A 25,086-nucleotide genomic window follows, 5' to 3' on the forward strand; every position below is an offset into this window, starting at 1 on the left:
CCCATGGCCGGCATCGACAGCAAGGACATCCACAAGATCATCGTCGCCTGCGACGCGGGGATGGGCAGCAGCGTGATGCTCGCCTCCCAGCTCCGCAAGCAGCTCAGGGACAGCGGCGTCACCGTGGAGCACACGCCCGTCAACTCCATCCCGGACGACGCCGACGTGGTGGTCTGCCACACCGGCCTGGCCGCCCGCGCCCGCGCCGCCGCTCCCGGGAAGGTGCTGGTGTCGTTCCAGGTCTTCCTCGGCGACCCGGCCGTGACCAAGCTGGTGAACACCATCAAGAACGGCGGCGTGGTCGATGCGTGAGGACCTGCTCGACCCGCGCGCGGTGCTGCTGCACGAGCGCGCGCCCGACCGCGAGGCGGCGATCCGCCGGTGCGGGCAGGCACTGGTCGAGGTGGGGGCGGTCGCCGAGCCGTACGTCGCGGCGATGCTCGAACGCGAGCGGTCCATCTCGACCTACGTCGGCGAGGGGGTGGCCATCCCGCACGGGACGAACGCCTCCAAGGACGACATCCTGCGCGACGCACTGTGTTTCATACGCTTCCCGGACGGAGTCGACTGGGACGGCGAACAGGTCACGGTCTGCGTCGGCATAGCCGCCCGCGAGGGCGGGCACGTACCCCTGCTGGCGGCGCTGGCCGAGATCCTGCTGGATCCCGACCGCGCCAGGACACTGCGCGAGGCCACCGAGGTCGCGCAGGTGATGAAGGAGCTCACGCTATGAAGGTCGCCAGGTTCCACGCCCCGGGCGACATCAGGATCGAGGACGCGCCCGAGCCCGTCGCCGGGCCGGGCGAGCTGAAGATCCGGGTCCGCAACTGCTCGACCTGCGGCACCGACGCCAAGATCCACAAGTTCGGGCACCACCACATCGTGCCGCCCCGGGTCATGGGCCACGAGATCGCCGGGGAGGTCGTGGACAGCGGCGCCCGGGTGCAGGTGATCGCGGCGATCCCGTGCGGCGCCTGCCCCGAGTGCCTGCGGGGCCGCCGTACGGTCTGCCCCAACCAGGAGTCGATGGGCTACCACTACGACGGCGGCTTCGCCGAGTACATGATCGTCCCGGCGAAGGTCCTGGCGGTCGACGGCGTCAACGCCATCCCCGAGAACGTCGGCTTCGCCGAGGCGTCGGTCGCCGAGCCGCTGGCCTGCGTGCTGAACGGCCAGGAACTGGCCCGCGTCGGGCCCGGCGACGACGTGGTGGTGATGGGCGCCGGCCCGATCGGCTGCCTCCACGTACGGCTGGCGCGGGCGCGCGGCGCGGCCCGGGTGTTCCTCGTGGACGTCAACGCGCAGCGGCTGGCGATGGCCGAGGAGCTGGTGCGCCCGGACGCCGCGATCGACACCGACCCGGTCGAGCAGGTGCTCAAGCTGACCGGCGGCCGGGGCGCGGACGTCGTGATCACGGCGGCGGCGTCCGGCGCGGCCCAGGAGCAGGCGGTGCGGATGGCCGCCCGCCAGGGACGGATCAGCTTCTTCGGCGGCCTGCCGAAGGACGACCCGGTCATCGCGCTGGACGCCAACCTGGTGCACTACCGCGAGCTCACCATCGTCGGCGCGAACGGCTCCAGCCCCGCACACAACGCCGCCGCGCTGCGGCTGGTGTCGGAGGGCGCGGTGCCGGTGGCCGACCTGATCACCCACCGGCTGCCGCTGCCGAGCGTGCTGGACGGGATCGATCTCGTCAGCCGGGGCGCTGCCATCAAGGTCACCATCGAACCCTGACACCTGGAGGCTTTCGTCATGTCACAGCGAACGGTGGCCGTGGCCTCGGCGAGCGGGCTGCACGCCCGCCCCGCCAAGCTGTTCGTGCAGGAGGCGGCGCGCCTCGGCGTGCCGGTGACGGTACGGCTCGGCGAGAAGGCGGTGCCCGCCCGGAGCATGCTGGGTGTCCTGTCCCTGGGGGCCGTCCAGGGGACGGTGGTGACGCTGGAGGCGGACGGGCCGGGGGCCGAGGAGGCGCTGGACGCGCTGGCGGCGCTGCTGTCGCGCGACCTGGACGCGGAAACAGGCGCGGAAACAGGCGCGGAAGAGACTCTCGATGCCTGAGCCGGGCTGGGCCGGGCCCGGGGGGCGGTTGAGCGGGCTCGGGGTGAGCCAGGGGCGGGCGGCCGGTCCGCTGGTGCGGATGGCCGGCCCGCCGAGCCTGCCCGCGCCGCGGCCGGTCGCCGATCCTGAGGCCGAGGCCGCCACCGTCGTCAAGGCGCTGGAGGCGGTGACCGCCGACCTCAACCGGCGGGCCGCCACCGCCCGCACTCGCGGGGGCGGGGGCGCCGGCGGGGAGGCGGCGGAGATCCTGGAGGCCCTCGCCATGATCGCCGACGACCCCATGCTGCGCGAGGAGGCCGAGAGCCGCGCCAGGAGCGGCGCCGACGCGGCCCACGCCCTGGACGCCGCCTTCACCGGCCACCGGGACGCCCTGGCCGCCCTGGGCGGCTACCTCGCCGAGCGGGCCGCCGACCTCGACGACCTCAAGCACCGCGCGGTGGCCGCCGCCCTCGGCCTGCCCATGCCGGGCCTGCCCGATCCCGGTCATCCGTACGTGCTGGTCGCCGGGGACCTCTCCCCCGCCGACACCGCCGGGCTGGGCCCGGACGTGCTGGCGCTGGTCACCGAGCGGGGCGGCCCGACGAGCCACACGGCGATCCTGGCCCGCGCGCGCGGCCTGCCCGCCGTGGTCGCCTGCCCGGCGGTCGCGGACGTCCCCGACGGCACGATCGTCGGCGTGGACGGCGCGAGCGGCGAGATCGCCCTCGGCCTCACCCCGGAGCAGGCGGCCGAGGTCATGGAGCGCGACCGCGCCGAGCGGGCCAGGCTGGCCGCCGCCACCGGCCCCGGCCGGACCGCCGACGGCCATCCGGTCAGGCTGCTGGCCAACATCGGCTCGGCCGCCGACCTGCGGCCGGGGGCGGAGGGCGTGGGCCTGTTCCGCACCGAGTTCCTGTTCCTCGACCGCAAGCAGCCTCCCTCGCCGGAGGAGCAGACGGCCGCGTACGCCGAGGTGTTCGAGCGGGCCGAGGGCCCGGTGATCGTCCGGACCCTGGACGCGGGCACCGACAAGCCCCTGCCCTTCCTCGGCCTGCCCGAGGAGCCCAACCCGGCCCTGGGGGTGCGCGGGCTGCGCGTGGACCGCCTGCTGCCCGATGTGCTCGACGCGCAGCTCGCCGCGATCGCCGAGGCGGCCCGCGCGACGGGCGCGGACGTGCGGGTGATGGCGCCGATGGTGACGACGCCCGCGGAGGCGGCCGGCTTCGCCCGCCGGGCCCGCGCGGCGGGCATCGCGCAGGCAGGTGTGATGGTGGAGGTGCCGGCCGCCGCGCTGCGGGCCGCCGAGCTGCTGCGCGAGGTGGACTTCCTCAGCATCGGCACCAACGACCTGGCCCAGTACACCTTCGCCGCCGACCGGCAGCATCCGGCCCTCGCCGACCTGCTCGACCCGCGCCAGCCCGCCCTGCTGGGGCTGATCGAGGCGTGCGCCGCCGCGGGACGGGAGGCGGGCAAGCCGGTCGGCGTCTGCGGCGAGGCGGCGGGCGATCCCGCCGTCGCCCCGCTGCTGGTGGGCCTGGGGGTGACGAGCCTGTCCATGGCGCCGTCCTGCGTCCCGCTGGTCCGCGAGGCACTGGCGGGGCTGACGCTGGAGGAGTGCAGGGAGCTGGCCCGCGACGCGCTCGCCTGACCGCGCCCGTCCTACCGCGCCCGCCCGACCCGGGCCCGCCTAGCCGGCGGGCGCGGGCTCGTGGGCGCGGAGCTGGAGGGTGTCGCCATCGACGTCCACCGTGACCTTGCCGCCTTCGGTGACCTCGCCGGTGAGCAGCATGGTGGACAGCCGGTTGTCCAGCTCACGCTGCACGGTACGGCGCAGCGGCCGGGCGCCGAACTCGGGCTGGTAGCCGCGCTGGGCGAGCCAGTCCTTGGCGGCGTCGGTGACCTCCAGCGTGACGTTCTGGCCGCGCAGCCGCTGCCGGGTGCGTTCCAGCAGCAGGTCCACGATCTGGCGGAGCTGGTCGCGTTCGAGGCGCTTGAAGATGATCGTCTCGTCGATGCGGTTGAGCAGCTCGGGACGGATGGAGCGGCGCAGCAGCTCCATGAGCCGGCCCTCCAGCGTGCCGGGGTCGCCGGCGGCCTCCAGGATGAGCTGCGCGCCGATGTTGCTGGTCATGATGACGACGGCGTTGCTGAAGTCGACGGTGCGGCCCTGGCCGTCGGTGAGGCGGCCGTCGTCGAGCAGCTGCAGCAGGATGTTCATGACGTCGGGGTGGGCCTTCTCGATCTCGTCGAGCAGGATCACGCAGTGCGGGCGGCGGCGGACGGCCTCGGTGAGCTGCCCGGCCTCCTCGTAGCCGACGTAGCCGGGCGGCGCGCCGATGAGCCGCGAGACCGTGTGCCGCTCCTGGAACTCGCTCATGTCGATGCGGACCATGTGGTCCTCGCCGCCGAACAGGGCCGCGGCCAGCGCCCTGGCCAGCTCCGTCTTGCCGACGCCGGTCGGGCCGAGGAACAGGAAGCTGCCGATGGGCCGGTTCGGGTCCGACAGCCCGGCGCGGGCGCGGCGGACGGCCTCGGCGATGGCGGTGACGGCCTCGTCCTGGCCGATGACGCGCTCGTGCAGGTGCTCCTCCAGCCGCATGAGCCGGTCGCGCTCCTGCTCGGTGAGCTGGGTGACGGGGATGCCGGTGCGGCGCGAGACGACCTCGGCGATGTCCTCCACCATGACCTGCGGGACGTCGTCGTGGCCGTGACGGGCGCGCTCCAGCTCGGGGCGGAGCTTGTCGATCTGGGCGGTCAGCTCCTTGGCCCGGTCGAAGTCGTCGGAGGAGACAGCCTGGTCCTTGTCGCGGCGCAGCGCGTCCAGGCGTCCCTCCAGCTCGCGTACGTCGCTGCCGGGGGTGCGGGAGCGCAGCCGCACCCGGGCGGCGGCCTGGTCCATGAGGTCGATGGCCTTGTCGGGCAGGAACCGGTCGGTGATGTAGCGGGCCGAGAGGGTGGCGGCGGCGTCCAGTGCCTCGTCGGTGATGCGGACCTGGTGGTGGGCCTCGTAGGCGTCGCGCAGCCCGGCCAGGATCTCGACCGTCTGCTCCACGGTCGGCTCGGCGACCAGGATCGGCTGGAAGCGGCGTTCGAGCGCGGCGTCCTTCTCGATGTTCTTGCGGTACTCGTCGATGGTGGTGGCGGCGATGACGTGCAGCTCGCCGCGGGCCAGGGCGGGCTTGAGGATGTTGGCGGCGTCCATGCCGCCCTCGGCCGAGCCGGCGCCGACCAGGGTGTGCACCTCGTCGATGAAGACGATGATCTCGTCGGCGTGCGCGCGGACCTCGTCGACGACCTTCTTGACGCGCTCCTCGAACTCGCCCCGGTACTTCGACCCGGCGACCATGCCGGTCAGGTCGAGGGCGATCACCCGCCGGTCCTTCAGCGTGTCGGGGACGCCGCCGTTCACGATGCGCTGGGCGATGCCCTCGACGATCGCGGTCTTGCCGACGCCGGGCTCGCCGATCAGGCACGGGTTGTTCTTGGTGCGGCGCGAGAGCACCTCGATGGACTGCTCGATCTCGTCCTCGCGGCCGACGACCGGGTCGATGCGGCCCTGTCTGGCCTCCTCGGTGAGATCGCGGCCGTACTCGTCGAGCGACGGGGTGTCGCCGCCCCGGCGGGTGGTCTCGCCGGGGCGGGCCGCCGCGGAGGCGAGGGACTCCTGCAGCTCGTTGGCCGAGACACCCTGCTCCCGCAGCAGGCGGGCGGCGGCGGAGTCGGGGTTGGCGGCCAGCGCGAGCAGCAGATGCTCGGGCCCGATGTACGACGACTCCAGCGCCCGCGAGATCCGCTGCGCGTCCAGGATGGCGCGTTTGGCGGCCGGCGAGAGCGTGGTGGGCGGCTCGGGGGCCTCGCCGGGCGTGGCGAGCTCGTCGACCCGGGCGCGCAGCCGGTCCACGTCCACGCCGGCGGCGCGCAGCAGCGACCGGGTGGCGTCGGTGTCGATGAGGGCGCCGAGGAGGTCGAGCACGTCCAGGTCGGGGGCGCCGCGCTGTCCCGCCCTCTCGACGGCCTGCCGCAGGGCGTCCCTGGCCGAGGCGCTGAGCAGCCGCCCGACGTCCGCCCGCTGGACGCCGGGCCGGGACGGCGGCCAGCCTTCCATGCCGCCGAACACCCGGCCCGTCAGCTCCTCGAACCCTCTGAACGGGTCTCCGCCGAAAAACGACCTGAACGGCATGTCCGCCATGGATGTCCCCTTTCACGTTCCGAAGGGGCTCCTAGCCACCCGCGCCGCGCCTCAATGCCAGCGTTCGGCAAAAGCTGCGGCGGCGGGGGCGCTCACTCGTTCGTCGCGACGAGATCGATGACGGGGGTGTCGCCGGAGACGAGCTCGTACGTGCGGTGCGCGGTGCCCGGGTTGTCCAGCAGTGCCATGATGACGGCGGCCACGTCGTCGCGCGGCACCGCGCCCGGCGGCACCTCGGGGGCCAGCCGGACCAGGCCGGTGCCGGGCTCGTCGGTGAGGCGGCCGGGGCGCAGGATGGTCCAGGCCAGGTCGTCGCGGCGGCGCAGGTCGTCCTCGGCCGCGGTCTTGGCCGCGATGTAGGCGGCCCACACCTCGTCACCGCCGGGCGCGGGCGGCTTGCCCGCGCCCATGGAGGAGATCTGGATGAAGCGCCGCACCCCGGCCCGCTCGGCGGCGTCGGCCATGAGCACGGACGCACCCCGGTCGACGGTGTCCTTGCGGGCCGCGCCGCTGCCGGGCCCGGCGCCGGCCGCGAACACGACGGCGTCGGCGCCGCGCAGGACGTCGGCGACCTGCTCGACCGAGGCCGTCTCCAGGTCGCACACCACGGCCTGCGCGCCGGTGGCCTCGACGTCGGCGACGTGCGCCGGGTTGCGCACCAGGCCGACCGCGCCCTCCCTGAGCCGCGCCGCCAGGCGCAGCGCGATCTTGCCGTGGCCGCCCGCGATGATGATCCGCATGCGGTCATGGTGTCATGGAGCGATGACGGAGTTCCCGCACGCGCCCACCCCGGCGTTTCTGTTCGACCTCGATGGCACTTTGATCGACAGCGTCTACCAGCACGTGATCGCCTGGCGGCAGGCGCTGTCGGGGATGGGGATCGACCTGTCGGTGTGGCGGATCCACCGTCGCATCGGGATGAGCGGCGGGTTGTTCGTCAGCGCGCTGCTGCGTGAGACCGGGCTCAAGCTGTCGCGCGAGCAGATCGAGCGGCTGCAGGTCGCCCACATGGAGGCGTACGAACGGCAGGCCGACTCGGTGCGCCCGCTGCCCGGCGCGCCGGAGCTGCTGGCCGAGCTGACCGCGCGCGGCGTGCCGTGGGCCATCGCGACCAGCGGCTACGCCCGCACCGCGCGGCTCGCGCTCGGCCTGCTCGGCCTGCCGGAGGACACGCCGATGGTGACCCGCGACCTGGTGCGCAGGGCCAAACCGGACCCCGACCTGTTCCTCGCCGGAGCGGCGCTGGTCGAGGTGGACCCGGCCCATGCCATGGTGGTGGGCGACAGCGTCTGGGACCTGCTCGCCGCCCGCCGGGCCGGCGCGCTCGGCATCGGCCTGCTGTCCGGCGGGTACGGCAGGGACGAACTGGAACGCACGGGCGCTTTCAGGGTCTACGCCGACCCGGCGGACATGCTGGAGCGGCTGGACGAGCTGGGCGTGCGGCTCGACGATTGACACCCGGAACAAAAAGCCGAACTCCCCGGCTGGATCATGCGTATTCACCGTAAGAGGAGCTTGAATATGGATTTGGCAGACATCGGCGTCACCGGCCTGGCCACCATGGGGCGCAACCTGGCCCGCAACCTCGCCAGGCACGGCTACGCCGTCGCGGTGCACAACCGCACGCACAGCCGCACGCAGCAGCTCGTCAAGGAGTTCGGCGGCGAGGGCACGTTCGTGCCGTCGGAGGACCTCGCCGGCTTCGTGGCCTCGCTGAAGCGGCCCCGGCGGGCGATCATCATGGTCAAGGCCGGCGCGGGCACCGACGCGGTCATCGACCAGCTCGCCGCGCTCATGGAGCCCGGCGACATGATCGTCGACGGCGGCAACGCCCACTACGCCGACACCCGGCGGCGCGAGGCCGCGCTGCGCGAGCGGGGGCTGCACTTCGTCGGCACCGGCATCTCGGGCGGCGAGGAGGGCGCGCTGCTCGGGCCGAGCATCATGCCCGGCGGCTCGGCGGAGTCGTGGGAGGCGCTCGGGCCGATCCTGCAGGACATCGCGGCCAAGGTGGACGGCGTGCCGTGCTGCGTGCATGTCGGCCCGGACGGCGCGGGACACTTCGTCAAGATGGTGCACAACGGCATCGAGTACTCCGACATGCAGCTCATCGCCGAGTCCTACGACCTGCTGCGGCAGGCGCTCGGCGTCACCCCGTCCGAGCTCGCCGGGGTGTTCCGGGAGTGGAACGAGGGCGACCTCGGCTCCTACCTGATCGAGATCACCGCCGAGGTGCTGGAGCAGGTGGACGCCGAGACCGGCCGGCCGTTCGTGGACATCGTGGTCGACCAGGCCGAGCAGAAGGGCACCGGCCGCTGGACCGTGCAGAGCGCCCTCGACCTCGGCGTGCCGGTGACCGGCATCGCCGAGGCGACGTTCGCGCGGGCGCTGTCCGGACATCCGGAGCAGCGGGCCGCCGCCGCCTCGCTCGCCGGGCCGAACCTGTCCGGCGTGGACGGGCGCGAGCTGGTCGAGGACGTACGGCAGGCCCTGTACGCCTCCAAGATCGTGGCGTACGCGCAGGGCTTCGACCAGATGGCCGCCGCCTCGCGGGAGTACGACTGGGACCTCGACCTCGGCGCGATGGCGACCATCTGGCGGGGCGGCTGCATCATCAGGGCCAAGTTCCTCGACCGCATCCGCGCCGCCTACGACGCCGACCCGCACCTGCCGACGCTGCTGGCCGACCCGACGTTCGCGGGCGCGCTGGCGGCGGCGCAGGAGTCGTGGCGGCGGGTGGTGACCACGGCCGTGCGGATCGGCGTGCCGACGCCCGGCTTCTCCTCGGCGCTCGCCTACTACGACGGGCTGCGCCGCGAGCGGCTGCCGGCCGCGCTGGTGCAGGGGCTGCGCGACTACTTCGGCGCCCACACCTACCGCCGGGTCGACAAGGAGGGCGCCTTCCACGTCGACTGGTCGGGCGACCGCGTCGAGCGGCCCGCCTGATCGCCGCTATCTGCTGATGCGGGCGACCGGGTTGGCCACCGCCGTCACCAGGCAGAAGCCGAACGGCCCTGCCGTGTCGTGCATGGTGACCTGCCCGGTCGCGACGCCGCTCGCGCTGAGGTGGCCGGTCGCCTCGACGCCGATCAACTCGCCCTCGGGCACGCGGGCCAGGGTGAGCGTGTAGTCGGCGTTGATGAAGCCAAGCCCGCTCGTGCCGACGTTGGCGAGCGGGCTGGCGAAGTCGGCGGCCAGCGCGGCGCGCACGACCGGCGTCACCGGCTCGTCGTCCACCAGCGGGTACGTCTCGCGCATCCACACCCGCCCCGGGCCGGGCTCGCCCCACTCGGTGATCCGCCACAGGTCGAACGGCGGCTGCCAGCCCTGGGCGGAGACCGGCTCGTGCTCGGGCGGGCGCTCGTCCCAGGCGGGGGTGACGATGCTCTGCTCGCCCTCGGGCTGCTCGCCCTGCCGCAGCAGCACGGCGGTGACCCGGCCGATCGGGCCCTGGTCGGTGGACAGGACGGCGTCGGCGACGCGGATCCGGCGCCCGTCCCTGACCAGGGTGGTCTCGACGGTGACGGGCAGCAGCGGGCTGTTGCGGAACAGGTCCACCGTCAGCCGGGCGAAGTGCATGCCCGGCTCGGCGTACCGCTCCTCCAGGGCGCGGGCGGCGAGCCCGCCGAGGAGGCGGCCGTGGAGCATGTCGGGGGACCAGGGGCTGCGGGCGTGGGGCGCGGGCACCAGCTCGCCCTGCTTGCGGGTGAAGAACGCTGTCGTCGGCGGCACAGAATGAGATTCTAGAGCAGGATCGCCACCCGGCCCAGGGCGGCTGCGCCGGATTGGATTTTCGCCCGTCATGGGCCATAAGCTCACCCAATGCGTGATCTAGGTGAGGACCCCCGGCCCGCCCGTGGCGCGGTACGCGAGATCCACGTCCTCGACGGAAAGGCGACCCTGGCCTACGCCCCCGACCTGGACGGCCTGGCCGATCCTGGGGAGATCGTCTGGGCGTGGGTGCCGTACGAGGAGGACCCGTCCCGCGGCAAGGACCGCCCCCTGCTGGTCGTGGGCCGCACCGGCCGCCGGCTGCTCGGCATGATGCTCTCCAGCAAGGGCGACGACGGCCCGGAATGGCTGCCGATCGGCCCGTGGGGAAGCGACGGGCGGGTCTCGTACCTGCGGCTCGACCGGGTCTTCGTGCTGGACGAGGACGACCTGCGCCGCGAGGGCGCGGTCCTCGACGCCGACCGCTTCACCCGCGTGGCGGCCCGCCTCATGAAGCTCCACGGCTGGGAGGCGGGCCGCTAGCTGTCGTGGCCGGTGCTCAGTCCGCGTACTCGAGGCCGGCCTGGCGCTCGGCGGTGACCTCCAGGCCGACCACGCCCGCACGCGCGGGCACGGCCTTGAAGACGATCCAGTCGCCGCCCACCTGGTCCGCGGCCAGCGGTTCGACCTTGTACCCGCCCTCATGGACCACGACGCGGCGGAACTCCGCGCCCAGGCCGCGCCTGCCGACCTCGTCCAGCACCTCGTCGACGGTCCGGCCGCTCACCTGAGATCGCAGTCCGCCGGCTCCCTGCGGGCGCCGATGGGCACGTTCATCGGCGTGGCGCCGCCGCCCAGGCTCACAATCTCCCCGACCGCGCTGGGCGAGACCGGGATCACCCTGAGCTCGACGTTGAGACCGAGTGAACGGAACGCCTCGGAGAACTTCCGCTGGTCCGCGTAGGGGTCCTTGATCCGGGCGACGTAGGTGCCGGCCTCCTCGTGGATCTCCACCGCGGAGTTGGCGTAGGAGGTCGCGGCGCCGCCGAGCAGGCCCGGTCCGAGGACGACGCCGAGGACGAGGACGCCGGAGGCGGCGATCCCGAGCAGCGCGCGACGCCTGGGGCGACGCGGGAGCGCCGCCGCCTTGGTGTCCCGCTCCTGGGCGATGATGTCGGCGAACAGCGCCTGCGCGCGTGCGCCGCCGGCCCGCCCGCCTGGTTCGTCCGGACTGATCCTGGCCAGCGGCCTCAGCAGCTCGTTGATCTCGTCGATGTCCCTCATAGTGACCTCCCCGTGGGCACGACCGCGTCGGTCGGCGTGAATCGGACGTCGGCCGCTTCGAGCGCCCGGGACAGGCGTCTGCGCGCGCGGTGGAGCCGGATACGGACGGCGTTGCGGGACAGCCCCAGCATCGTGGCGATCTCCCTGCGGTCCAGGCCCTCCCACGCGACCAGCGCGAGCAGCTCGCGATCGGCCTCGGGAATCGTCGCGAACGCCTGGGCGATCGCGTTCCTCTCGACGCTGTGGTCGGCGAGGCCGCCGTAGAGGTCGGCCATCTCCGCGTCGAGGTCCCGGTGCCGCGCCTGTCGGCCCAGCGCGCTGCGGCGGTGGTCGGCCAGCACGTTGCGGGCCACTCCGTAGACCCAGAGCCTCGCCTGCGCGCCCGGGGGCAGTTCGTCGATCTTGCGCCAGACGATGACGGAGGCGCTCCGATCATTTCGCCCGGAACCGAAGAAACCCGTCCGCGTGAGGGGTCAGCCTTCGGGCCCGCCCGTCCCCACAGCCGAGGCCCTCCCTCGCCGGGCCGCGAACGCCGTCCAGCCGTGCCAGGCGAGCACGTAGCAGGCGAGGACCAGCGCCGCTCCGTCCGTGCCGCCCAGGATCGTGCTGCGTACCAGGTCGTAGTCGCTCACCGCGGCACGGTCCGACGTCGCACCGGCCGCGGCCCCGGCGGCCGTGGCGAGCAGCGCCGCCGCCACCACCATCCCGCGCGCCCGGCCCGTCAGCCCCGGCCACCGCCCGGGACGGACCGGGGCCCGCCGGTACCAGCGCCCGAGCCAGCCGGCCAGGATCGCCAGGCCGCCCGCCGAGCTGACGTACATCAGCACGTTGAACACCCGGTGCGCGCCGGCGACCTGCTCCCGCAACACCTGCCAGTGCGCCACCGCGAACCCGCCGACCTGCGTGAAGGCGTCCCAGACGAGATGCGTGGCCATCCCGGCGAGCAGCGCGGCCACCACCGCCACCACTCCAGTTCCGGGCCGCGGCGCGTCCGGCAGCCGGGAGCGCAGCCCGGCGGGGGCGAGCGCGGTCAGCGGCGCCCGCAGGACCTGCTGGAACACCACCAGCAGCACCACGCCCGCCGGCAGGCCCAGCAGCAGCGGTCCCCACCACGTGTGCGTGCTCGCCGACGAGAACGGCAACGGCAGATAGTACGGCGCGTCGGGCACCACGGCCCCGACGGCCAGCGCCGACGGCGGCAGCCACCGCCGCACGGGCAGGACGGCCACGACATGGCTCAGCGTGAAGGGCATGATCGATTATCGCGGCACGGCGCCGCTCCCGTCGGCGGTTCACAGGGTGATGATCAGCGCGTGCGCGGCCCCCGCGGGGAACGCCCATACGTGTCTGCCCGCCGTCACCAGCCGCGCGATCGGCGCGTCCAGCCCGAGCGGGATCACGCGGAGCGGGGCGCAGGCGGCGGGGGCCAGCGTGAACAGCTCGTGCCCGCCGCCGACGAGAGTGCCGTTCGCGCAGGCCAGGAAGGGCACCGGCCCGGCGGGCGCGGCCACGAACCGCCCCGGCTCCCCCGACCAGGTCGAGATCCGCAGCAGGCCGCCCGTGACGCTGATCCAGAGCGAGCCCGCGCAGACGGTCATGCCGCCGCGTTCGCCGTACCGTCCCAGGTCGCCCCGTCCCAGATCGCCCCGTCCCAGATCGCGGAGGTCGATGTCCCTGGGCCCGCCGCGCAGGACGTCGTCGTGCCGGGACGTCCACCACAGGCGCTCGCCCTCCACCGCGCACGCGGCGAGGCCGGGCAGTTCGACCGGCGGGCCGAGCGTGCCGGGGCCGATGAGCCTGCGCGCCCGCTCGCCCGAGACCGCCCAGATCTCGCCGCCGCCGGCGATGACCCGGCCGGGGCAGCGGGCGGTGGCGACCGGCGCGCCGTCCGGCGTGAGCCAGTGGACGCGGCCCTTCGCGGTGGCGGCGAGCGTGCCGGAGAGCGCCTGCGGCACCGGGAGGGGCGCGGTCGCCAGCGTACGGGGCACCACGACGGTCTCCGGCAGCGTGCCGGGAACGCCCGCCGTCCCCGCCACGGTGCCGGGCACCGCGGCCAGCGACCGTAATCGCGGCAGAGCGCCGGCTTCGCCGGGCGGGAGGGGGGTGCCGGTGGCCGTGTAGGCGCGTACGCCGTGGGCGTCGGCGCACCACACGGTGACGCCGTCGGAGGCGGCCGTCCGCACGGGCGCGGGCAGGTCGATCCTGGTGAGCGCGGCGTCCATGCGCCGACCATAGTCCTCGCACGCCGCCGGGCCCATGAGGGGGCGGCACCGATCCGGCGACCCGGCCGTCACCCCAGGTCCGGCGGGCTGCGACCATGGTCGTATGCGTGTTGTGGTGATCGGGGGCGGCATCGTCGGAGCTGCGGCGGCCTACCACCTGACGGGCCGGGGGGCGTCCGTGACGGTGGTGGACGGCGGCTACCAGGGTGAGGCGACGCAGGCGGGCGCGGGCATCGTGTGCCCGTGGGTGGACCATCCGGAGGACGACGACTGGTACCGCCTCAACCGCGAGGGCGCCCGCGCCTATCCGGGGCTGGTCGAGGCGCTGGGCGAGGACTTCGGGTACGCCAAGGTGGGCGCGCTGCTGGTGGCCGAGGATCCGGCGGAGCTGGAGCCGGTGCGCTCGCTGCTGCAGCGCCGGTACGCCGACGCCCCGGAGATGGGCGAGGTCGTGGACGTGCCGGCGCCGGCCGAGCTGTTCCCGCCGTTGTCGGACACCCTGAGCGCGCTCCTGGTGCCGGGCGCGGCCCGGGTGGACGGGCGGTCGGTCCGCGACGCGCTGCTGAACGCCGCCGTCGCCCAGGGTGCGCGGATCCAGGCGGGGGCCGCGACCCTCACGCCCGACGGCGAGGTCCGCGTCCACGCGGCGGCGGGCGCCCCCTTCCCCGGCGCGCCCTCGGGGGTCGGACGGACGTGGACGCCTGGCCAGGCCCGCAGCGAGGAGACCGGCTCATGGCGGCAGGCCGCACCCCGGGGCCCGGCGGCGCAGAGCTCGGAGGCGGCGCGGGATCCAGAGATCGCGCCGGACTCGGAGGCGGTGCGGCCTGTCGCCGCCGGAGCGGGCCGGGTGTTCGCCGATGAGGGCGTTCCGGTGGAGGCGGACGCGGTGATCGTGGCGGCCGGGGCGTGGACCGGTGAGGTGTGCCGGCCGCTCGGCGCGGAGCTGCCGGTGTTCCCGAGGCGGGGCCAGATCCTGCACGCCACCCTCGAAGGCGTCGACACCGCGTGGTGGCCGATCGTGCTGCCCAGCGACGGGCCCTACCTGCTGGGGTTCCCCGGGTCGCGGGTGGTGATCGGGGCGACGGTGGAGGACGTCGGGTTCGCGCCGCGGGTGACGATGGGCGGCCTGGAGGAAGTGCTCCAGGCGGGGCTGCGGATCGCGCCGGGGCTGGCCGGGGCGACGATGGCGGAGACCCGGGTGGGGCTGCGGCCGGTGTACGCGCCGGGACGGGCGCTGATCGGCCCGCTGAACTCGCGGGTGGTGGTGGCGACGGGCCTCAGCGCGTACGGCCTGACGGCGGGCCCGTACGCGGGCCGGCTCGCGGCGGCGCTCGCGCTCGGCGAGACCCCGCCCATCGACATCACGCCCTACGCCCCCTGCCCCTGACGGCCGGGCCGCCCCTCCCTCAGGGCTGTCCGTTTGCCCAGCGTATGATCGGATTCCTCCCCACCGTCGCGTCCGTGGGGAGGCCGAGGTGCCGCGCATCGCACCGTTGATGACGCCGTTCGTGCTGGCCGGGCTGCTGCTCGCCGCCGGGTGCGGCGCGGAGCCACCGTCCCGGCCCGTGATCCGGTCCGTGCCGCCGCCTGCGCGCCCGCCCGTACGCCCGCCCGTGCGCCCACGGCGGACCGAGCCGCCCGCGGTCCAGGTGCCGTACGCGGCCTCCGGCTCGTACGCCGTCGTCCCCGGCGGCGCACCGCCACGGCCGGGCCGGGGCCGGCCGGTGCGCTACCTGGTGGAGGTGGAGCGGGGCCTGCCGTTCGGGCCGCGCGAGTTCGCCGCCCAGGTGCACCGCATTCTGAACGACGCCCGCGGCTGGGCCCGCTTCCAGCGGGTGGACCGCGGCCCGGTACGGGTCCGGGTGGCCCTGTCGAGCCCCCGCACCACGACCCGCCAGTGCCTGCCCCTCCGCACCGGCGGCGAGCTGTCGTGCTGGAACGGCCGCCGCTCGATCATCAACGCCCTGCGCTGGGCGGTCGGCGTCCCGCAGTACGGCGGCGATCTGGCCGCGTACCGCGCCTATCTCATCAGCCACGAGGTCGGGCACGCCCTCGGCCACGACCACGAGCCTTGTCCCGGCCCCGGGCGGCCGGCACCGGTGATGACGCAGCAGTCGAAGTCGCTGGGCCGCTGCCGCCCCAACCCGTGGCCGTTCCCCGGCCGCGGCGACGGGAAGCCCTGAGCCGGCGGGGGTGGCCGCCGCGCGGAGAAGCGTCGCGATATATCGTACGGAGGGGAACACCGGGACCCCGTCCCGGATACGCGAATGTACCGATTTCCAGGGGAGTGTGGGCGATGGCGGGAATGCGGACGGCACGGCGGATCCTGGCGGGCGGCGCCGCCCTGGCCGCCGCCGGATGGGTGGTGCGCAAGGTGCCGGCCGAGCTCGGGGTGCGTCCGCTGGAGTCCGGCCCGGAGCGGGCGGCGCGCATCCAGCGTTCGAAGCAGTTCAGGGACGGCTCCTTCTACAACTCGATGCCCGAGCCGACCCATGTGATGAACACCCCGCCGGTGGGCCTGCTGGGCGAGCTGGCGAAGAACAAGCAGGAGCGCCGTCCGGCCGGCCCGCTGCCGCTGCGCGTGCCGCCCACCGGGCCGGCGCCCGCCGACGGGCTGCGCGCCGTCTGGTACGGCCACGCCTCGACACTGGTCGAGATCGAGGGCAAGAGGGTGCTGTTCGACCCGGTGTGGAGCCGGCGCGTCTCGCCGTCCCAGCTCGTCGGCCCCAAGCGGCTCCACCCGCTGCCGGTCGCGCTCGGCGACCTGCCGCAGGTCGACGCGATCGCGATCTCCCACGACCACTACGACCACCTGGACCTGGCGACCGTCCAGTCGCTCACCCGGACGCAGAAGGCGCCGTTCCTGGTGCCCCTGGGCATCGGGGCGCACCTGGAGCGGTGGGGCGTGCCGGCGTACCGGATCATCGAGCTGGACTGGGACGAGGAGGCCCAGGTGGCGGGGCTGCGCTTCGTCGCCACGGCGGCCCGGCACTTCTCGGGACGGTCCCTGCGCCGCAACGACACCCTGTGGGGGTCGTGGGTGGTGGCGGGCGCGGCCAAGCGGGTGTTCTACGCGGGCGACTCCGGCTACTTCGAGGGCTACCGGGGCATCGGGGCGGCGCACGGGCCGTTCGACCTGACGCTCATGCCCATCGGGGCCTACAGCCCCGCCTGGCCGGACATCCACATGAACCCGGAGGAGGCCGTCAACGCCCACCTCGACCTGGGCGGGAATCTGCTGCTGCCGGTGCACTGGGCGTCGTTCACGCTGGCGCTGCACCCGTGGGCGGAGCCGGTGGAGCGGCTGTGGCGGGAGGCCAAGGCGCGCGAGGTCTCCATCGTCGTGCCGCGTCCCGGCGAGCTCGTGGACGCCGCCGAGGCCCCGGCGGTGGACGGCTGGTGGGAGACCCTGGGCTGACCGAGCCCCGGGAACCGGACGTACAGTGCGAGGGTGAGCAACCTGGAACGTGAGCCGCGGGAGATCCGCTGCGCCGCCGAGCCCGGCGCGGACGGCGAGCTGCTGGAGGGGCGGGCGGTGCCGCTGGGCGGGCCGCGCGCGATGTCGGTGAGCAGGACCCTTCCCGGCGTGCACCGGCGCATGATCGGCGCCTGGTGTTTCCTCGACGCCTACGGCCCCGAGGTGGCCGCCATGCGCGTGCCGCCCCACCCGCACACCGGCCTGCAGACCGTCACCTGGCTGCTCGCCGGCGAGGTGCTGCACCGCGACAGCCTGGGCAGCCTCCAGCGGGTACGCCCCGGGCAGCTCAACCTCATGACCGCCGGCCGCGGCATCTCCCACTCCGAGGAGTCCGCCGAGACGACGCTGCACGGGGTGCAGCTCTGGGTCGCGCTGCCCGAGGAGCACCGCGCCGACGCGCCCTCCTTCGAGCACCACGCGGAGCTGCCGGTCCTGGAGGGCCCCGGGTTCACCGCCACGGTGATCATGGGTTCGCTGGGCGGGGCGGTCTCCCCCGCCACCGCCCACACCCCGCTGACCGGCGCGGAGATCGCGGTGGACGGCACGGGCGAGATGCCGCTCGATCCCGGCTTCGAGCACGGGCTGCTGCTGCTCGACGGCGAGGTCGAGGGCCTGGAACGGGGTCCGCTGGCGTACCTGCCGCCGGGGCGCGGCGGGCTGAGGCTGTCCGGGCGCGGACGGGTGCTGCTCGTCGGCGGCGCCCCGTTCGACGAGGAGATCGTCATGTGGTGGAACTTCGTGGGCCGCTCGCACGACGAGATCGCGGCCTTCAGGAAGGAGTGGGCGGAAGGCGAGGGCTTCGGCGTCGTCGAGGGGTTCGACGGCCCCCCGCTCCCCGCACCCGTCCTGCCCGGCATCCGCCTGAAGCCGCGCGGCCGCGTGAGATGACCGAGGACCGGCCTTCGCCAGGGACTCAGGAGCCCTCTCCGATCACCGGGCGGCCCATGCGGTAGACGGCGATGGGACGGCACAGCGCGGTGATGTCGGCGAGGGGGTCGCCGGCGACGGCCAGCAGGTCGGCGTCGTGGCCGGGGGCGATCATGCCCTTGCGCCCGTCCACGTGGCAGGTCTCCGCCGCGACCGAGGTGATCGCGCGCAGCACGTCCACGGGCGCGTACCCGATGCCGGTCAGCATCTCCGCCCCGTACGGCAGCACGCCATGCGGTTTGGGCGGGCCGACCCCCGCGTCGGTGCCGATGACGAAGCGCACCCCGGCGGCGTAGCAGGCGCTCAGCCCCTCCAGCGCGGCCGACAGCCGGGCCTGGATGCGCGGAGGCGGCGGCGGGGCGCCCGGCGCGACGCCCGCGGTCAGCGAGGCGACGACGCCGGACGCGGCCAGCCGCCGGATCAGCGCGTGGTCGAGCTCGTAGAAGTCCTCGGTGAAGAACGAGCAGTGCTCGATCGAGTCGAACCCGGCGTCCAGGGCGGCGGCGATGCCCGCCGCGCAGTGGGCGTGCCCGGTGATCGGCAGGCCGTGCGCGTGGGCCTCGCCGGCGGCGGCCCTCAGCTCGGCGGGGCCGTACTGGAGGAGGTGAGAGCGGGAGCCGGGCGTCATCTCGCCGCCGGTCACCATCATCTTGACGACGTGCGCGCCGCGGGCCGCCCGCTCGCGCACCGCCGCGCGCACCTCCCGCTCCCCCGCCGCCTCGCCGCCGAGGAACCAGCAGTGCCCGCGTGGCGTGGTGATGGGTGGCCCGGCGGCCAGGACCTCCGGCCCGTCGAGCCCCAGCCCGAGCTCCAGCGCCAGGTAGCCGAGGTCGCCGAGGTCGCGGACGGTGGTGACCCCGGCAGCGAGCTGGCGCCCGGCGGCCTGCCGCATCCGCTCGGCGAGCCCCGGCCGCTCCAGCCCGCCGAGTACGTCGGGGCTCGCGTCGAAGGCCAGGTGGACGTGGCAGTCGATGAGGCCGGGCAGCAGCGTGGCGTCCGCTCCCAGGTCCACGACGGCGGCGGCCTCCGGCGGGTCGCCGGAGATGACGGCGGTGACGCGGCCGTTCTCGACGAGCACCACGCGGTCGCGGTGCAGGTCCCGGCCGTCGAACAGGCGAGGGGCACGGATGGCGAGCATGCCGCCAGTGTGAACCGATTCCGCCGCACGCGCCTGCGTCACCGACATCCTGACCGTCACCATCGCCGAGTCGTGGGGCGTCATCGTTCATGGCGGCTGAGGGACGCCGCGCCCGCCGCCTGAGGTCAGGGATTGGCGTACATCTGGACGAGGACCCGGTCGAAGCGCGGCTCCGCGAGGTCCTGCCGGGGCATCGTCCAGTACACCGTGGCCATCGGAAGGCCCTCCCACTGCGCGAGGAGCACCCAGTCCTCAGGCCCCTCCAGCACTGTCGCGGACCCGCGGACAGGATCTCCCCAGCCCTCGTGGTCCGCCGCGTTCCCCCCGATCTGCAGCGGCACGTGCCGGGCCGGCCGCAGCTCGGCCGCGGCCTCGTCCCACACACGGGCCAGGTCCGATCGGAAATGCAGGTCGTGGTAACCGCCGTGGAGAGGGAGGGACACCGCGCGCGCCAGCCGCAGCTCACCCTGGCCGCGCAGGTCGGCGTCCAGGTCCTCGGGCGAGTCGTACTCGTACGGTTCGTAGTCGAGGTCCTGCCGGCGTTCCTCGACGGGGACCCCGGCCGGGAGGTAGACCGCGCTGCCGGCGAGCTCCACCTCCAGCCCCAGCTCGGGCACTGCGAACAACAACAGGTGACCGTCGGACGGCAGGGGCAGGTCGGTCGCCCCTTCCGGGATCGCGGCCAGGTCGATGGTCGCGATGAGCTGGTGGGCGACGGGGTCGTCCGTATCCGAGGTCCCGGGCGCGGGCATGCCGGGCGGCAACATCAACGGGCCGCCGAACCGGCCGACGACCGGGCCGTCCGCCTCCGGGTACAGCATCGCGGCACGGCGGGCGGTACGCAGCCACCGCTCGACGTTCTCCGTCGGCAGACCGTGCTCGGCCGCCGTCGCGCGAAAACGGTCGAGCAGGTCGCGCAGTTCCTCGGGCAGCGTGTCCCGCACTTCGTCCGCGCCCTGTGTCGTGTGCTCCGGCACGTTCTCTCCCTGCCGTCGTCGGGCCGCTCATGATCTCAGGGAAGCTACCGCGAACATCAGTAGACGGAGATGTGCGGGTGGTCGTAGTGGTTGGCGGTCGTGCCGCCGCGGTCGGACATGGGGCGCCAGACTCCCGTGCGCGCGTGCCAGATGCGCTGGCGGTAGATCACGTACATGATGCCGAGGCGGCGGGCGTTCTTGGTGGCCCAGGCGGCGATCTGGTCGCCGCGCGCCTGCTCGGCGGCCGACGGCAGCGCGCCGCCGCGGCTCAGCATGAAGTCGCAGGCCCGGCCGAGCGGGTGCTCGCCGCCGTCCTGGATGGCGCGGTAGCAGCCGATCCCGAACGGCACCTCGAAGCGTTCCTTCACGAGCTGCCTGACCAGCGCCATGCGCGGCGTGATGTTGTCCGCCCCCTGCGGAAGCTGTGGGACGAACGTGCCGTCCGGCCGCATGCCGGGCGCCCGGTAGAGCTGGTCGATCTTGTCCTTGATGCGCTCGATCTGCTTCTCGGCCTTCTTCTTGCGCCCCTCCAGCTCGCCCAGCGTGTGGTCGAGCTCCTCCGCGCGGGCCGTGGCCTCCTCCTGCGCCCGCTGCCGGTCGTCGCGGACCTTGGCGTAGCCGCGCAGCTTGGCGTCCTGGAGCGAGACGAGATGCTGGACGAGGGCCAGGCGGCTGAGCAGCGCCTCGGGGGTCTGGCCTGAGATGAGCAGGGCGGTCTGGTTCGGTTCGGCGCCGGTGTAGTGGGCGACGGCCAGCGCGCGCAGCTCGGTGGAGTGGCGGTCGAAGACCTCCTGGGCGGCGGTCAGCTTCTCGCGGGCCGCCTTCTCGGCCTTGTCCGCCTTCTGGTGGGCGATGCGGCTGTTGTAGTAGTCGGTGATGAGCCGGTCGGAGTCCTTCTGCAGGCCGGCCAGTTCCTTCTTGAGCTGCTTGACCGTCGGCTTCGGCTCGGCCTGCGCCGGGGTCGCCCCGGCGAGGAGTCCGGCGCAGACGGCGGCGAGGACCGGACGCCACCGCACCGATCGTCGCGGGACGCATGACCGCGGAGCGGGGGACTCAGCCGCCACACTTCTCCTTCTCCCGAGCCACAGGGCCGGGCCCTCTGTCCGAGGTGTGATGGTAGAGGATCACAAGCGGCGGTATGCACTTTATGACGATTACGGGTACCCCTAGCGCGGGGGTGGGGTGTCCTGCGGGCGGGCGCGCAACGCCCGGCTGAAGGTGTCGCGGTGCCGGGCGAGGTGCTCGTCGTCGGTCAGGTAGAAGCGGTCGTCGCCGCGTTCGAGGTGGCTCGCGAACCCGGGATGCCCGGCCGCGGCCTGCTCGCGCATGTGCCGGACCAGGTGCGCGAGCCGGGCCCGCGCGGTGTCGATCAGCGCGTCACGCCCGGCGGGATCCAGCCCGTACGCGTCCGCGAACAGCCGCAGCCTGCGCGCCTGGCCGTCCACCGGGGGTCCGTCCATCTGCAGGGGATCGGAGAGCGGGACGAAACGGTAGGCGGCGTAGGCCACGTCCCAGACCCGCGGACCGGGATGCGCGGTGTCGAAGTCGATGAACGCCACCGGCCGCCCGTCCCTGAACACGCAGTTGTACGGGGCCACGTCGCCGTGACAGATGACCTCCGCCGGGCTCACGGGCGGGAAGTACCACGTCAGCCCCGGATCCGTCGGGAAGCCGGCGGTCGCGTCATGGAAGTCGCGCAGCAGCCTGGCGACGCCCGCCAGCACGTCGTCGGCCAGCGCCCACGCGGGCAGCGGGTAGTCGGGGACCTCGCCGGGCACGTGGTCGAGGATCTCCCGCCCCTGCTCATCGACGCCATGGGCGCGGGGCGCGCCCGTGAACCCGTGCTCGGCCAGGTGGGTGAGCAGGGCGTGCACGGCCGGCGTCCAGGGGCCGGTCAGACGGCGTACGGTGTCGCCGGCCCTGACGACCCGGTTGACACTCCCCCCGAGCAGTTCCTCCACGGCCTCTCTCCCGCCCGCGCGTACCGACGACAGCCGGCGGCCAGTGTGCCACACACCTGCCAGGAACGGCCGGGGTCAGCGGGACGGGGTCAGCGGCGTGCGCCGAAGGCGACGGCGGTGGTGGAGGCGATCGTGGTCACCAGGACCACCATGACCAGGACGGATCCCAGCGGGTTCTTGCGGCGGGCCGGCGGCGGAGCCGCGGCCTGCCGCACGCGGGCCGGCGGGGTGAGGCTCGGGGACGGGGCCGGCGTCGGGGCCGGCGTGGGCGTGACCGCCGCGCGGACCGGGACGACGGGCGGCGCGCCCGGCGGGCGGGGCGTGGAAGGGGGCGTGCCGCGCTGGGAGCACTGCCCCACCTGTACGTCGCCCTCGCACACGGCCCTGGGGTAGATCGTCATCCCCGGCACGGTGACCTTGGGGATGAGGCGCCCGGTCGGCGGCCGGCCGGCGATCGACACGTGCGGAACCGGCGCCTGGCCCACCCGCACCCCCGCCACCGAGCCGTCCCGCGACACCTTCCCCGGTCGCACAGCTCCACCCGTCGGGACCTTCCCCGCCCGCACCCCGGGCACGGATCTGCCATCGGGCACCTTGCTCGTCTTCACCTGTGGCATCGCACCGGCGCGGGGCAGCTTGTGGCCCCGCATCCCCGGCACCGCACCGCCGACCGGGACCTTGGTCCCGCGCCCACCGGGCACGGAACCATCGACCGGAACCTTGCCACCCCGGACACCGGGCACAGAACCGCCGACCGGGACCTTGCCGTCCCGGTCGCCAGGTGCCGACGCCCGGACATGGACCTTCCTCGCCCGCACCCCGGCGTCCGCCACGCCGGCGGCGTGCATCGAGCCATCCCTCGGGGCCTTCCCTCCGGGGAGGTCCGGCAGCGCGCCACCTCCCAGCAGCTCAGGCGGATGCGCCGAGACCTGGGGGTACGCGGCGAGCGACGCCCCGGAGCGCGCCTCGTCGGCGACCACGGGGCCCGCGACCGCGGCGGCGAGCAGTGCGACGGCGAGCAGCGTCAACGACGCGACGCGGTACCCACCCCCCACCGGACCCCCCTCGTCCGGGAGTGCGGCCCCCGGAGGCTCAGCACCGGCCCCTCCGGCAGAGGGTCGTGCCGGGGCCGAAGGTTCGGAGTGGGGGGTGGTGGCTTGCGAATCGTCGGTACTCACATGCCCCCGCCGATCCGGGCGAACTCCTGCAGCGCCGCCTGGAAAGGCTCCGGCCCCACCGCCAGGGGGCCGGCGAAGGCGTGGGAGATGTCCCAGGTCAGGTAGACGCCGAAGCCGAGCAGGGCGCCCATGGCGAGCATCGGCAGCAGGGTGAGCCCGCGCGGCCGGGCCCCGGCCATGAAGGGGAAGACGAGCACCACGAGCCCCGTGAGGACGGTCAGGAACAGCAGGCCGTCGGGCGGCGTGGCGGCGGCGTCGGCGGCGCGCTGGGCCCGCGCGCTGGAGACGGAGCCGAGGTGTGCGAGCAGGTCGGTCTTGGCGTCCTCCTGGGCGGTGCCGCTGACCGTCAGAGCGCTGACGCGGCCGCGCAGGGCGTCCATCCGGGCGGCGCCGACCGGGTCCATGTGACCCTGGGCCATGAGGGGCCACTCGTCGCGGACCACGAAGGTGATGTAGTCGCGCAGCGCGGAGCGGACCTGGCGGGCGTCGTCGGGGGGCAGGGCGGCGGCGGCCCAGTAGGCGTTGATCGCGGCCTGGCTCTCGGCGTGGGTGTTCTGCCGGGCGGCGTCGGCGGTGGTCCACGGCACGATGATCGCGATGGCGAACACCAGCAGGAACAGGGCCGACAGCATCGATCCGGCGTGACCGGCGGAGGGGCCGCCGGGATCTCGGTCGTCCTCCGCCCGGCGGACCTTGCGGAACAGCAGCGCGGCGAGCACCACCACACCGCCGGCCGCGAGGATCGAGAGCGCGTACGCCACCATATGATCTCCCGAAGAACTCCGGATACGCAGTGTCACATTACTATCACACCGTGCAATGATGGCGTGAGGCCCGGAAAGGTAAAGCCGTGGCAATGCGTGCGAACGTGAGTCGGTGGGAGCCGGGGGCGGCCCGGCCGCTGGACGGATTGGCCGGCGTGACCGAGGGGGCTGACCATTCGTCCAGCCGCGCGGTGATGTCCCGGAAATGTGTGGACCATGGGTCCGTGAATCTCAACGACCGTAAATTCGTGATGGTGAGCTCGACCGCGAGCGCGGTGGACCCGGACAGCCCGACGGAGTTCCACTACTGGGAGTCCGACGGGCTGGTGTGGGGCAGCTACACGGGCGACACCGTCATCCAGGGGCGCTTCGTGGGCACCCGCGAGGGCGAGGACGTGCAGATCTCGTACGTGCACGCGTTGAAGGCGGGCGGCACGGCCGCCGGCCGGAGCAGCAGCCGCCTGGAGACGGGCGAGGACGGGCTGCTGCGCCTGGTGGAGGAGTTCAGTTTCGACGGTGACGACACGCCGCACGTCAGTGTGTGCAGGGAACTCGCCCGATAGGGGACAGGGGTCAGTCGTCCTTGCGCAGGGCGGCCCGGCCCTCGGCGGCGCCGACGAAGCGCATCTTGCCGAGCGGCACGTCGTCCCGCTCCTCCTGGGCCGGGCGGCGTGCCTGCCGGGCGGCCTGGCGGCCGTCGCCGGGCAGCACGTACGGCCGCCGCAGCACCTCGTCCAGGATGAACACCGTCTCGGTGGCCTTGACCGCGGGGATGTTGGCCAGCCGGTCGGTGACCATGGTGTGCACGGCCGCGACGTCCGCCACCCGCACCTGGATCATGGCGTCGTGCTGGCCGGTGGTGATGGCGCAGTACTCCACCTCGGGCATCCGGGCCAGCTCGGCCCGGAACTGCTTCCACATCTGCTGGCGTACGGTCACGAAGATCAGGGCGGTGATGCCGAGCCCGGCGCGCCCGTGGTCGATCTCGGCGGTGAAGCGCTTGATCGCGCCGTCCGCGCGCAACGCCTCGAAGCGCGTGTAGGCGTTGGCCCGGGAGATGCCGACCCGTTCGGCCAGCGCGGCGACCGAGATCCTGCCGTTCTCGCGCAGGATCTCAAGGATCTTCAAATGGATGTCGTCCAGCTCCAGACCGATGCCGATCCGTCCAGGCTGACCGCTCCCGCTGTGCCCATTTCTGGAAATTTCACTCATCATTACCT

At 74.1% G+C, this 25,086-nt stretch carries 28 protein-coding genes; 13 read left to right on the forward strand and 15 right to left on the reverse strand.

The window, feature by feature from the left end:
• Positions 1 to 3 precede the first annotated feature (3 nt).
• Genes SMD20_RS11115 through ptsP form a run of 5 tightly spaced genes read left to right on the forward strand, consistent with a single transcriptional unit; the run spans position 4 to position 3,685 of the window.
• Positions 4 to 312, forward strand: a complete 309-nt coding sequence (locus SMD20_RS11115; protein ID WP_329578662.1) for a PTS lactose transporter subunit IIB — start codon at positions 4 to 6, stop codon at positions 310 to 312.
• Positions 305 to 733 carry a PTS sugar transporter subunit IIA gene (locus SMD20_RS11120; protein WP_329578666.1) on the forward strand — a complete coding sequence of 143 codons (429 nt, stop codon included), beginning with the start codon at positions 305 to 307 and terminating at the stop codon, positions 731 to 733. The genes SMD20_RS11115 and SMD20_RS11120 overlap by 8 nt, the downstream gene beginning before the upstream one ends.
• On the forward strand, positions 730 to 1,734 hold the full coding sequence (locus tag SMD20_RS11125) for a zinc-dependent dehydrogenase (protein ID WP_329578668.1): 1,005 nt from the start codon (positions 730 to 732) through the stop codon (positions 1,732 to 1,734). The genes SMD20_RS11120 and SMD20_RS11125 overlap by 4 nt, the downstream gene beginning before the upstream one ends.
• An 18-nt stretch (positions 1,735 to 1,752) precedes the next feature.
• Positions 1,753 to 2,058: an HPr family phosphocarrier protein gene (locus SMD20_RS11130; protein ID WP_329578671.1), complete on the forward strand. Its 306-nt coding sequence runs from the start codon at positions 1,753 to 1,755 to the stop codon at positions 2,056 to 2,058.
• Positions 2,051 to 3,685: a phosphoenolpyruvate--protein phosphotransferase gene (gene ptsP, locus SMD20_RS11135; RefSeq protein ID WP_329578674.1), complete on the forward strand. Its 1,635-nt coding sequence runs from the start codon at positions 2,051 to 2,053 to the stop codon at positions 3,683 to 3,685. Before SMD20_RS11130 ends, ptsP begins: the two co-directional genes overlap by 8 nt.
• A 39-nt stretch (positions 3,686 to 3,724) precedes the next feature.
• Here the strand turns inward: ptsP and SMD20_RS11140 are convergent, their stop codons facing one another.
• Positions 3,725 to 6,226, reverse strand: coding sequence for an ATP-dependent Clp protease ATP-binding subunit (locus SMD20_RS11140; protein ID WP_329578676.1), 2,502 nt, complete (start codon positions 6,224 to 6,226; stop codon positions 3,725 to 3,727).
• A gap of 92 nt (positions 6,227 to 6,318) precedes the next feature.
• Positions 6,319 to 6,966, reverse strand: coding sequence for an NAD(P)H-binding protein (locus SMD20_RS11145; RefSeq protein ID WP_329578679.1), 648 nt, complete (start codon positions 6,964 to 6,966; stop codon positions 6,319 to 6,321).
• A gap of 22 nt (positions 6,967 to 6,988) precedes the next feature.
• Here SMD20_RS11145 and SMD20_RS11150 point away from each other — a divergent pair, with 22 nt between their 5' ends.
• A complete protein-coding gene (locus tag SMD20_RS11150) occupies positions 6,989 to 7,681 on the forward strand; it encodes an HAD family hydrolase (RefSeq protein WP_329578683.1) in 693 nt (230 codons plus the stop codon).
• 66 nt (positions 7,682 to 7,747) lie between these two features.
• Positions 7,748 to 9,172, forward strand: a complete 1,425-nt coding sequence (gene gndA / locus SMD20_RS11155) for an NADP-dependent phosphogluconate dehydrogenase (RefSeq protein ID WP_329578686.1) — start codon at positions 7,748 to 7,750, stop codon at positions 9,170 to 9,172.
• A 6-nt stretch (positions 9,173 to 9,178) separates the two neighbouring features.
• Here the strand turns inward: gndA and SMD20_RS11160 are convergent, their stop codons facing one another.
• Positions 9,179 to 9,958 carry a thioesterase family protein gene (locus SMD20_RS11160; protein ID WP_329578689.1) on the reverse strand — a complete coding sequence of 260 codons (780 nt, stop codon included), beginning with the start codon at positions 9,956 to 9,958 and terminating at the stop codon, positions 9,179 to 9,181.
• A gap of 90 nt (positions 9,959 to 10,048) precedes the next feature.
• Here SMD20_RS11160 and SMD20_RS11165 point away from each other — a divergent pair, with 90 nt between their 5' ends.
• Positions 10,049 to 10,480, forward strand: coding sequence for a type II toxin-antitoxin system PemK/MazF family toxin (locus SMD20_RS11165; protein WP_329578692.1), 432 nt, complete (start codon positions 10,049 to 10,051; stop codon positions 10,478 to 10,480).
• 16 nt (positions 10,481 to 10,496) lie between these two features.
• Here SMD20_RS11165 and SMD20_RS11170 read toward each other — a convergent pair whose 3' ends face one another.
• From SMD20_RS11170 to SMD20_RS11190, 5 genes are all read right to left on the reverse strand, one after another.
• The gene (locus tag SMD20_RS11170) at positions 10,497 to 10,724 is read right to left on the reverse strand and encodes a hypothetical protein (protein ID WP_329578695.1); all 228 of its coding nucleotides are present in this window, start codon (positions 10,722 to 10,724) and stop codon (positions 10,497 to 10,499) included.
• Positions 10,721 to 11,221, reverse strand: coding sequence for a hypothetical protein (locus tag SMD20_RS11175; RefSeq protein ID WP_329578698.1), 501 nt, complete (start codon positions 11,219 to 11,221; stop codon positions 10,721 to 10,723). The genes SMD20_RS11170 and SMD20_RS11175 overlap by 4 nt, the downstream gene beginning before the upstream one ends.
• Positions 11,218 to 11,574, reverse strand: coding sequence for an RNA polymerase sigma factor (locus tag SMD20_RS11180; protein ID WP_442942470.1), 357 nt, complete (start codon positions 11,572 to 11,574; stop codon positions 11,218 to 11,220). Before SMD20_RS11180 ends, SMD20_RS11175 begins: the two co-directional genes overlap by 4 nt.
• Before the next feature lie 120 nt (positions 11,575 to 11,694).
• Positions 11,695 to 12,474 (reverse strand): DUF4184 family protein, encoded by a 780-nt coding sequence (locus SMD20_RS11185; protein WP_329578700.1) that lies wholly within the window; start codon positions 12,472 to 12,474, stop codon positions 11,695 to 11,697.
• Positions 12,475 to 12,513: 39 nt separating this feature from the next.
• Positions 12,514 to 13,443, reverse strand: coding sequence for a hypothetical protein (locus SMD20_RS11190; RefSeq protein ID WP_329578703.1), 930 nt, complete (start codon positions 13,441 to 13,443; stop codon positions 12,514 to 12,516).
• A gap of 103 nt (positions 13,444 to 13,546) precedes the next feature.
• On the opposite strand from SMD20_RS11190, the gene SMD20_RS11195 reads away from it, so the two are divergent.
• From SMD20_RS11195 to SMD20_RS11210, 4 genes are all read left to right on the forward strand, one after another.
• The gene (locus tag SMD20_RS11195) at positions 13,547 to 14,830 is read left to right on the forward strand and encodes an NAD(P)/FAD-dependent oxidoreductase (RefSeq protein WP_329578706.1); all 1,284 of its coding nucleotides are present in this window, start codon (positions 13,547 to 13,549) and stop codon (positions 14,828 to 14,830) included.
• Between the two features lie 88 nt (positions 14,831 to 14,918).
• A complete protein-coding gene (locus SMD20_RS11200) occupies positions 14,919 to 15,626 on the forward strand; it encodes a DUF3152 domain-containing protein (protein WP_329578708.1) in 708 nt (235 codons plus the stop codon).
• A 113-nt stretch (positions 15,627 to 15,739) separates the two neighbouring features.
• The gene (locus SMD20_RS11205; protein WP_329578711.1) at positions 15,740 to 16,861 is read left to right on the forward strand and encodes an MBL fold metallo-hydrolase; all 1,122 of its coding nucleotides are present in this window, start codon (positions 15,740 to 15,742) and stop codon (positions 16,859 to 16,861) included.
• A 33-nt stretch (positions 16,862 to 16,894) separates the two neighbouring features.
• Complete coding sequence (locus SMD20_RS11210; RefSeq protein WP_329578713.1) at positions 16,895 to 17,809, forward strand: pirin family protein; 915 nt, start codon at positions 16,895 to 16,897, stop codon at positions 17,807 to 17,809.
• 25 nt (positions 17,810 to 17,834) lie between these two features.
• Here SMD20_RS11210 and SMD20_RS11215 read toward each other — a convergent pair whose 3' ends face one another.
• From SMD20_RS11215 to SMD20_RS11240, 6 genes are all read right to left on the reverse strand, one after another.
• Entirely contained in the window at positions 17,835 to 18,986 is a 1,152-nt protein-coding gene (locus tag SMD20_RS11215; protein ID WP_329578716.1) for an amidohydrolase family protein, read from the reverse strand.
• 125 nt (positions 18,987 to 19,111) lie between these two features.
• On the reverse strand, positions 19,112 to 19,963 hold the full coding sequence (locus SMD20_RS11220) for a DUF1963 domain-containing protein (RefSeq protein WP_329578719.1): 852 nt from the start codon (positions 19,961 to 19,963) through the stop codon (positions 19,112 to 19,114).
• A gap of 56 nt (positions 19,964 to 20,019) precedes the next feature.
• The gene (locus tag SMD20_RS11225; RefSeq protein ID WP_329578722.1) at positions 20,020 to 20,979 is read right to left on the reverse strand and encodes a coiled-coil domain-containing protein; all 960 of its coding nucleotides are present in this window, start codon (positions 20,977 to 20,979) and stop codon (positions 20,020 to 20,022) included.
• 150 nt (positions 20,980 to 21,129) lie between these two features.
• A complete protein-coding gene (locus SMD20_RS11230; RefSeq protein WP_329578725.1) occupies positions 21,130 to 21,924 on the reverse strand; it encodes a phosphotransferase enzyme family protein in 795 nt (264 codons plus the stop codon).
• A gap of 89 nt (positions 21,925 to 22,013) precedes the next feature.
• Positions 22,014 to 22,979 carry a hypothetical protein gene (locus tag SMD20_RS11235; protein WP_329578726.1) on the reverse strand — a complete coding sequence of 322 codons (966 nt, stop codon included), beginning with the start codon at positions 22,977 to 22,979 and terminating at the stop codon, positions 22,014 to 22,016.
• Between the two features lie 119 nt (positions 22,980 to 23,098).
• The gene (locus tag SMD20_RS11240; protein ID WP_329578728.1) at positions 23,099 to 23,866 is read right to left on the reverse strand and encodes a bestrophin-like domain; all 768 of its coding nucleotides are present in this window, start codon (positions 23,864 to 23,866) and stop codon (positions 23,099 to 23,101) included.
• Between the two features lie 224 nt (positions 23,867 to 24,090).
• On the opposite strand from SMD20_RS11240, the gene SMD20_RS11245 reads away from it, so the two are divergent.
• Positions 24,091 to 24,429 carry a hypothetical protein gene (locus tag SMD20_RS11245; protein WP_329578731.1) on the forward strand — a complete coding sequence of 113 codons (339 nt, stop codon included), beginning with the start codon at positions 24,091 to 24,093 and terminating at the stop codon, positions 24,427 to 24,429.
• 10 nt (positions 24,430 to 24,439) lie between these two features.
• On the opposite strand, the gene SMD20_RS11250 is transcribed toward SMD20_RS11245, so the two are convergent.
• On the reverse strand, positions 24,440 to 25,081 hold the full coding sequence (locus SMD20_RS11250; RefSeq protein WP_329578733.1) for an Lrp/AsnC family transcriptional regulator: 642 nt from the start codon (positions 25,079 to 25,081) through the stop codon (positions 24,440 to 24,442).
• Positions 25,082 to 25,086 lie beyond the last annotated feature (5 nt).

The sequence above is a fragment of the Nonomuraea sp. LP-02 genome (assembly GCF_036289125.1).
Classification (GTDB): Bacteria; Actinomycetota; Actinomycetes; order Streptosporangiales; family Streptosporangiaceae; genus Nonomuraea; species Nonomuraea bangladeshensis.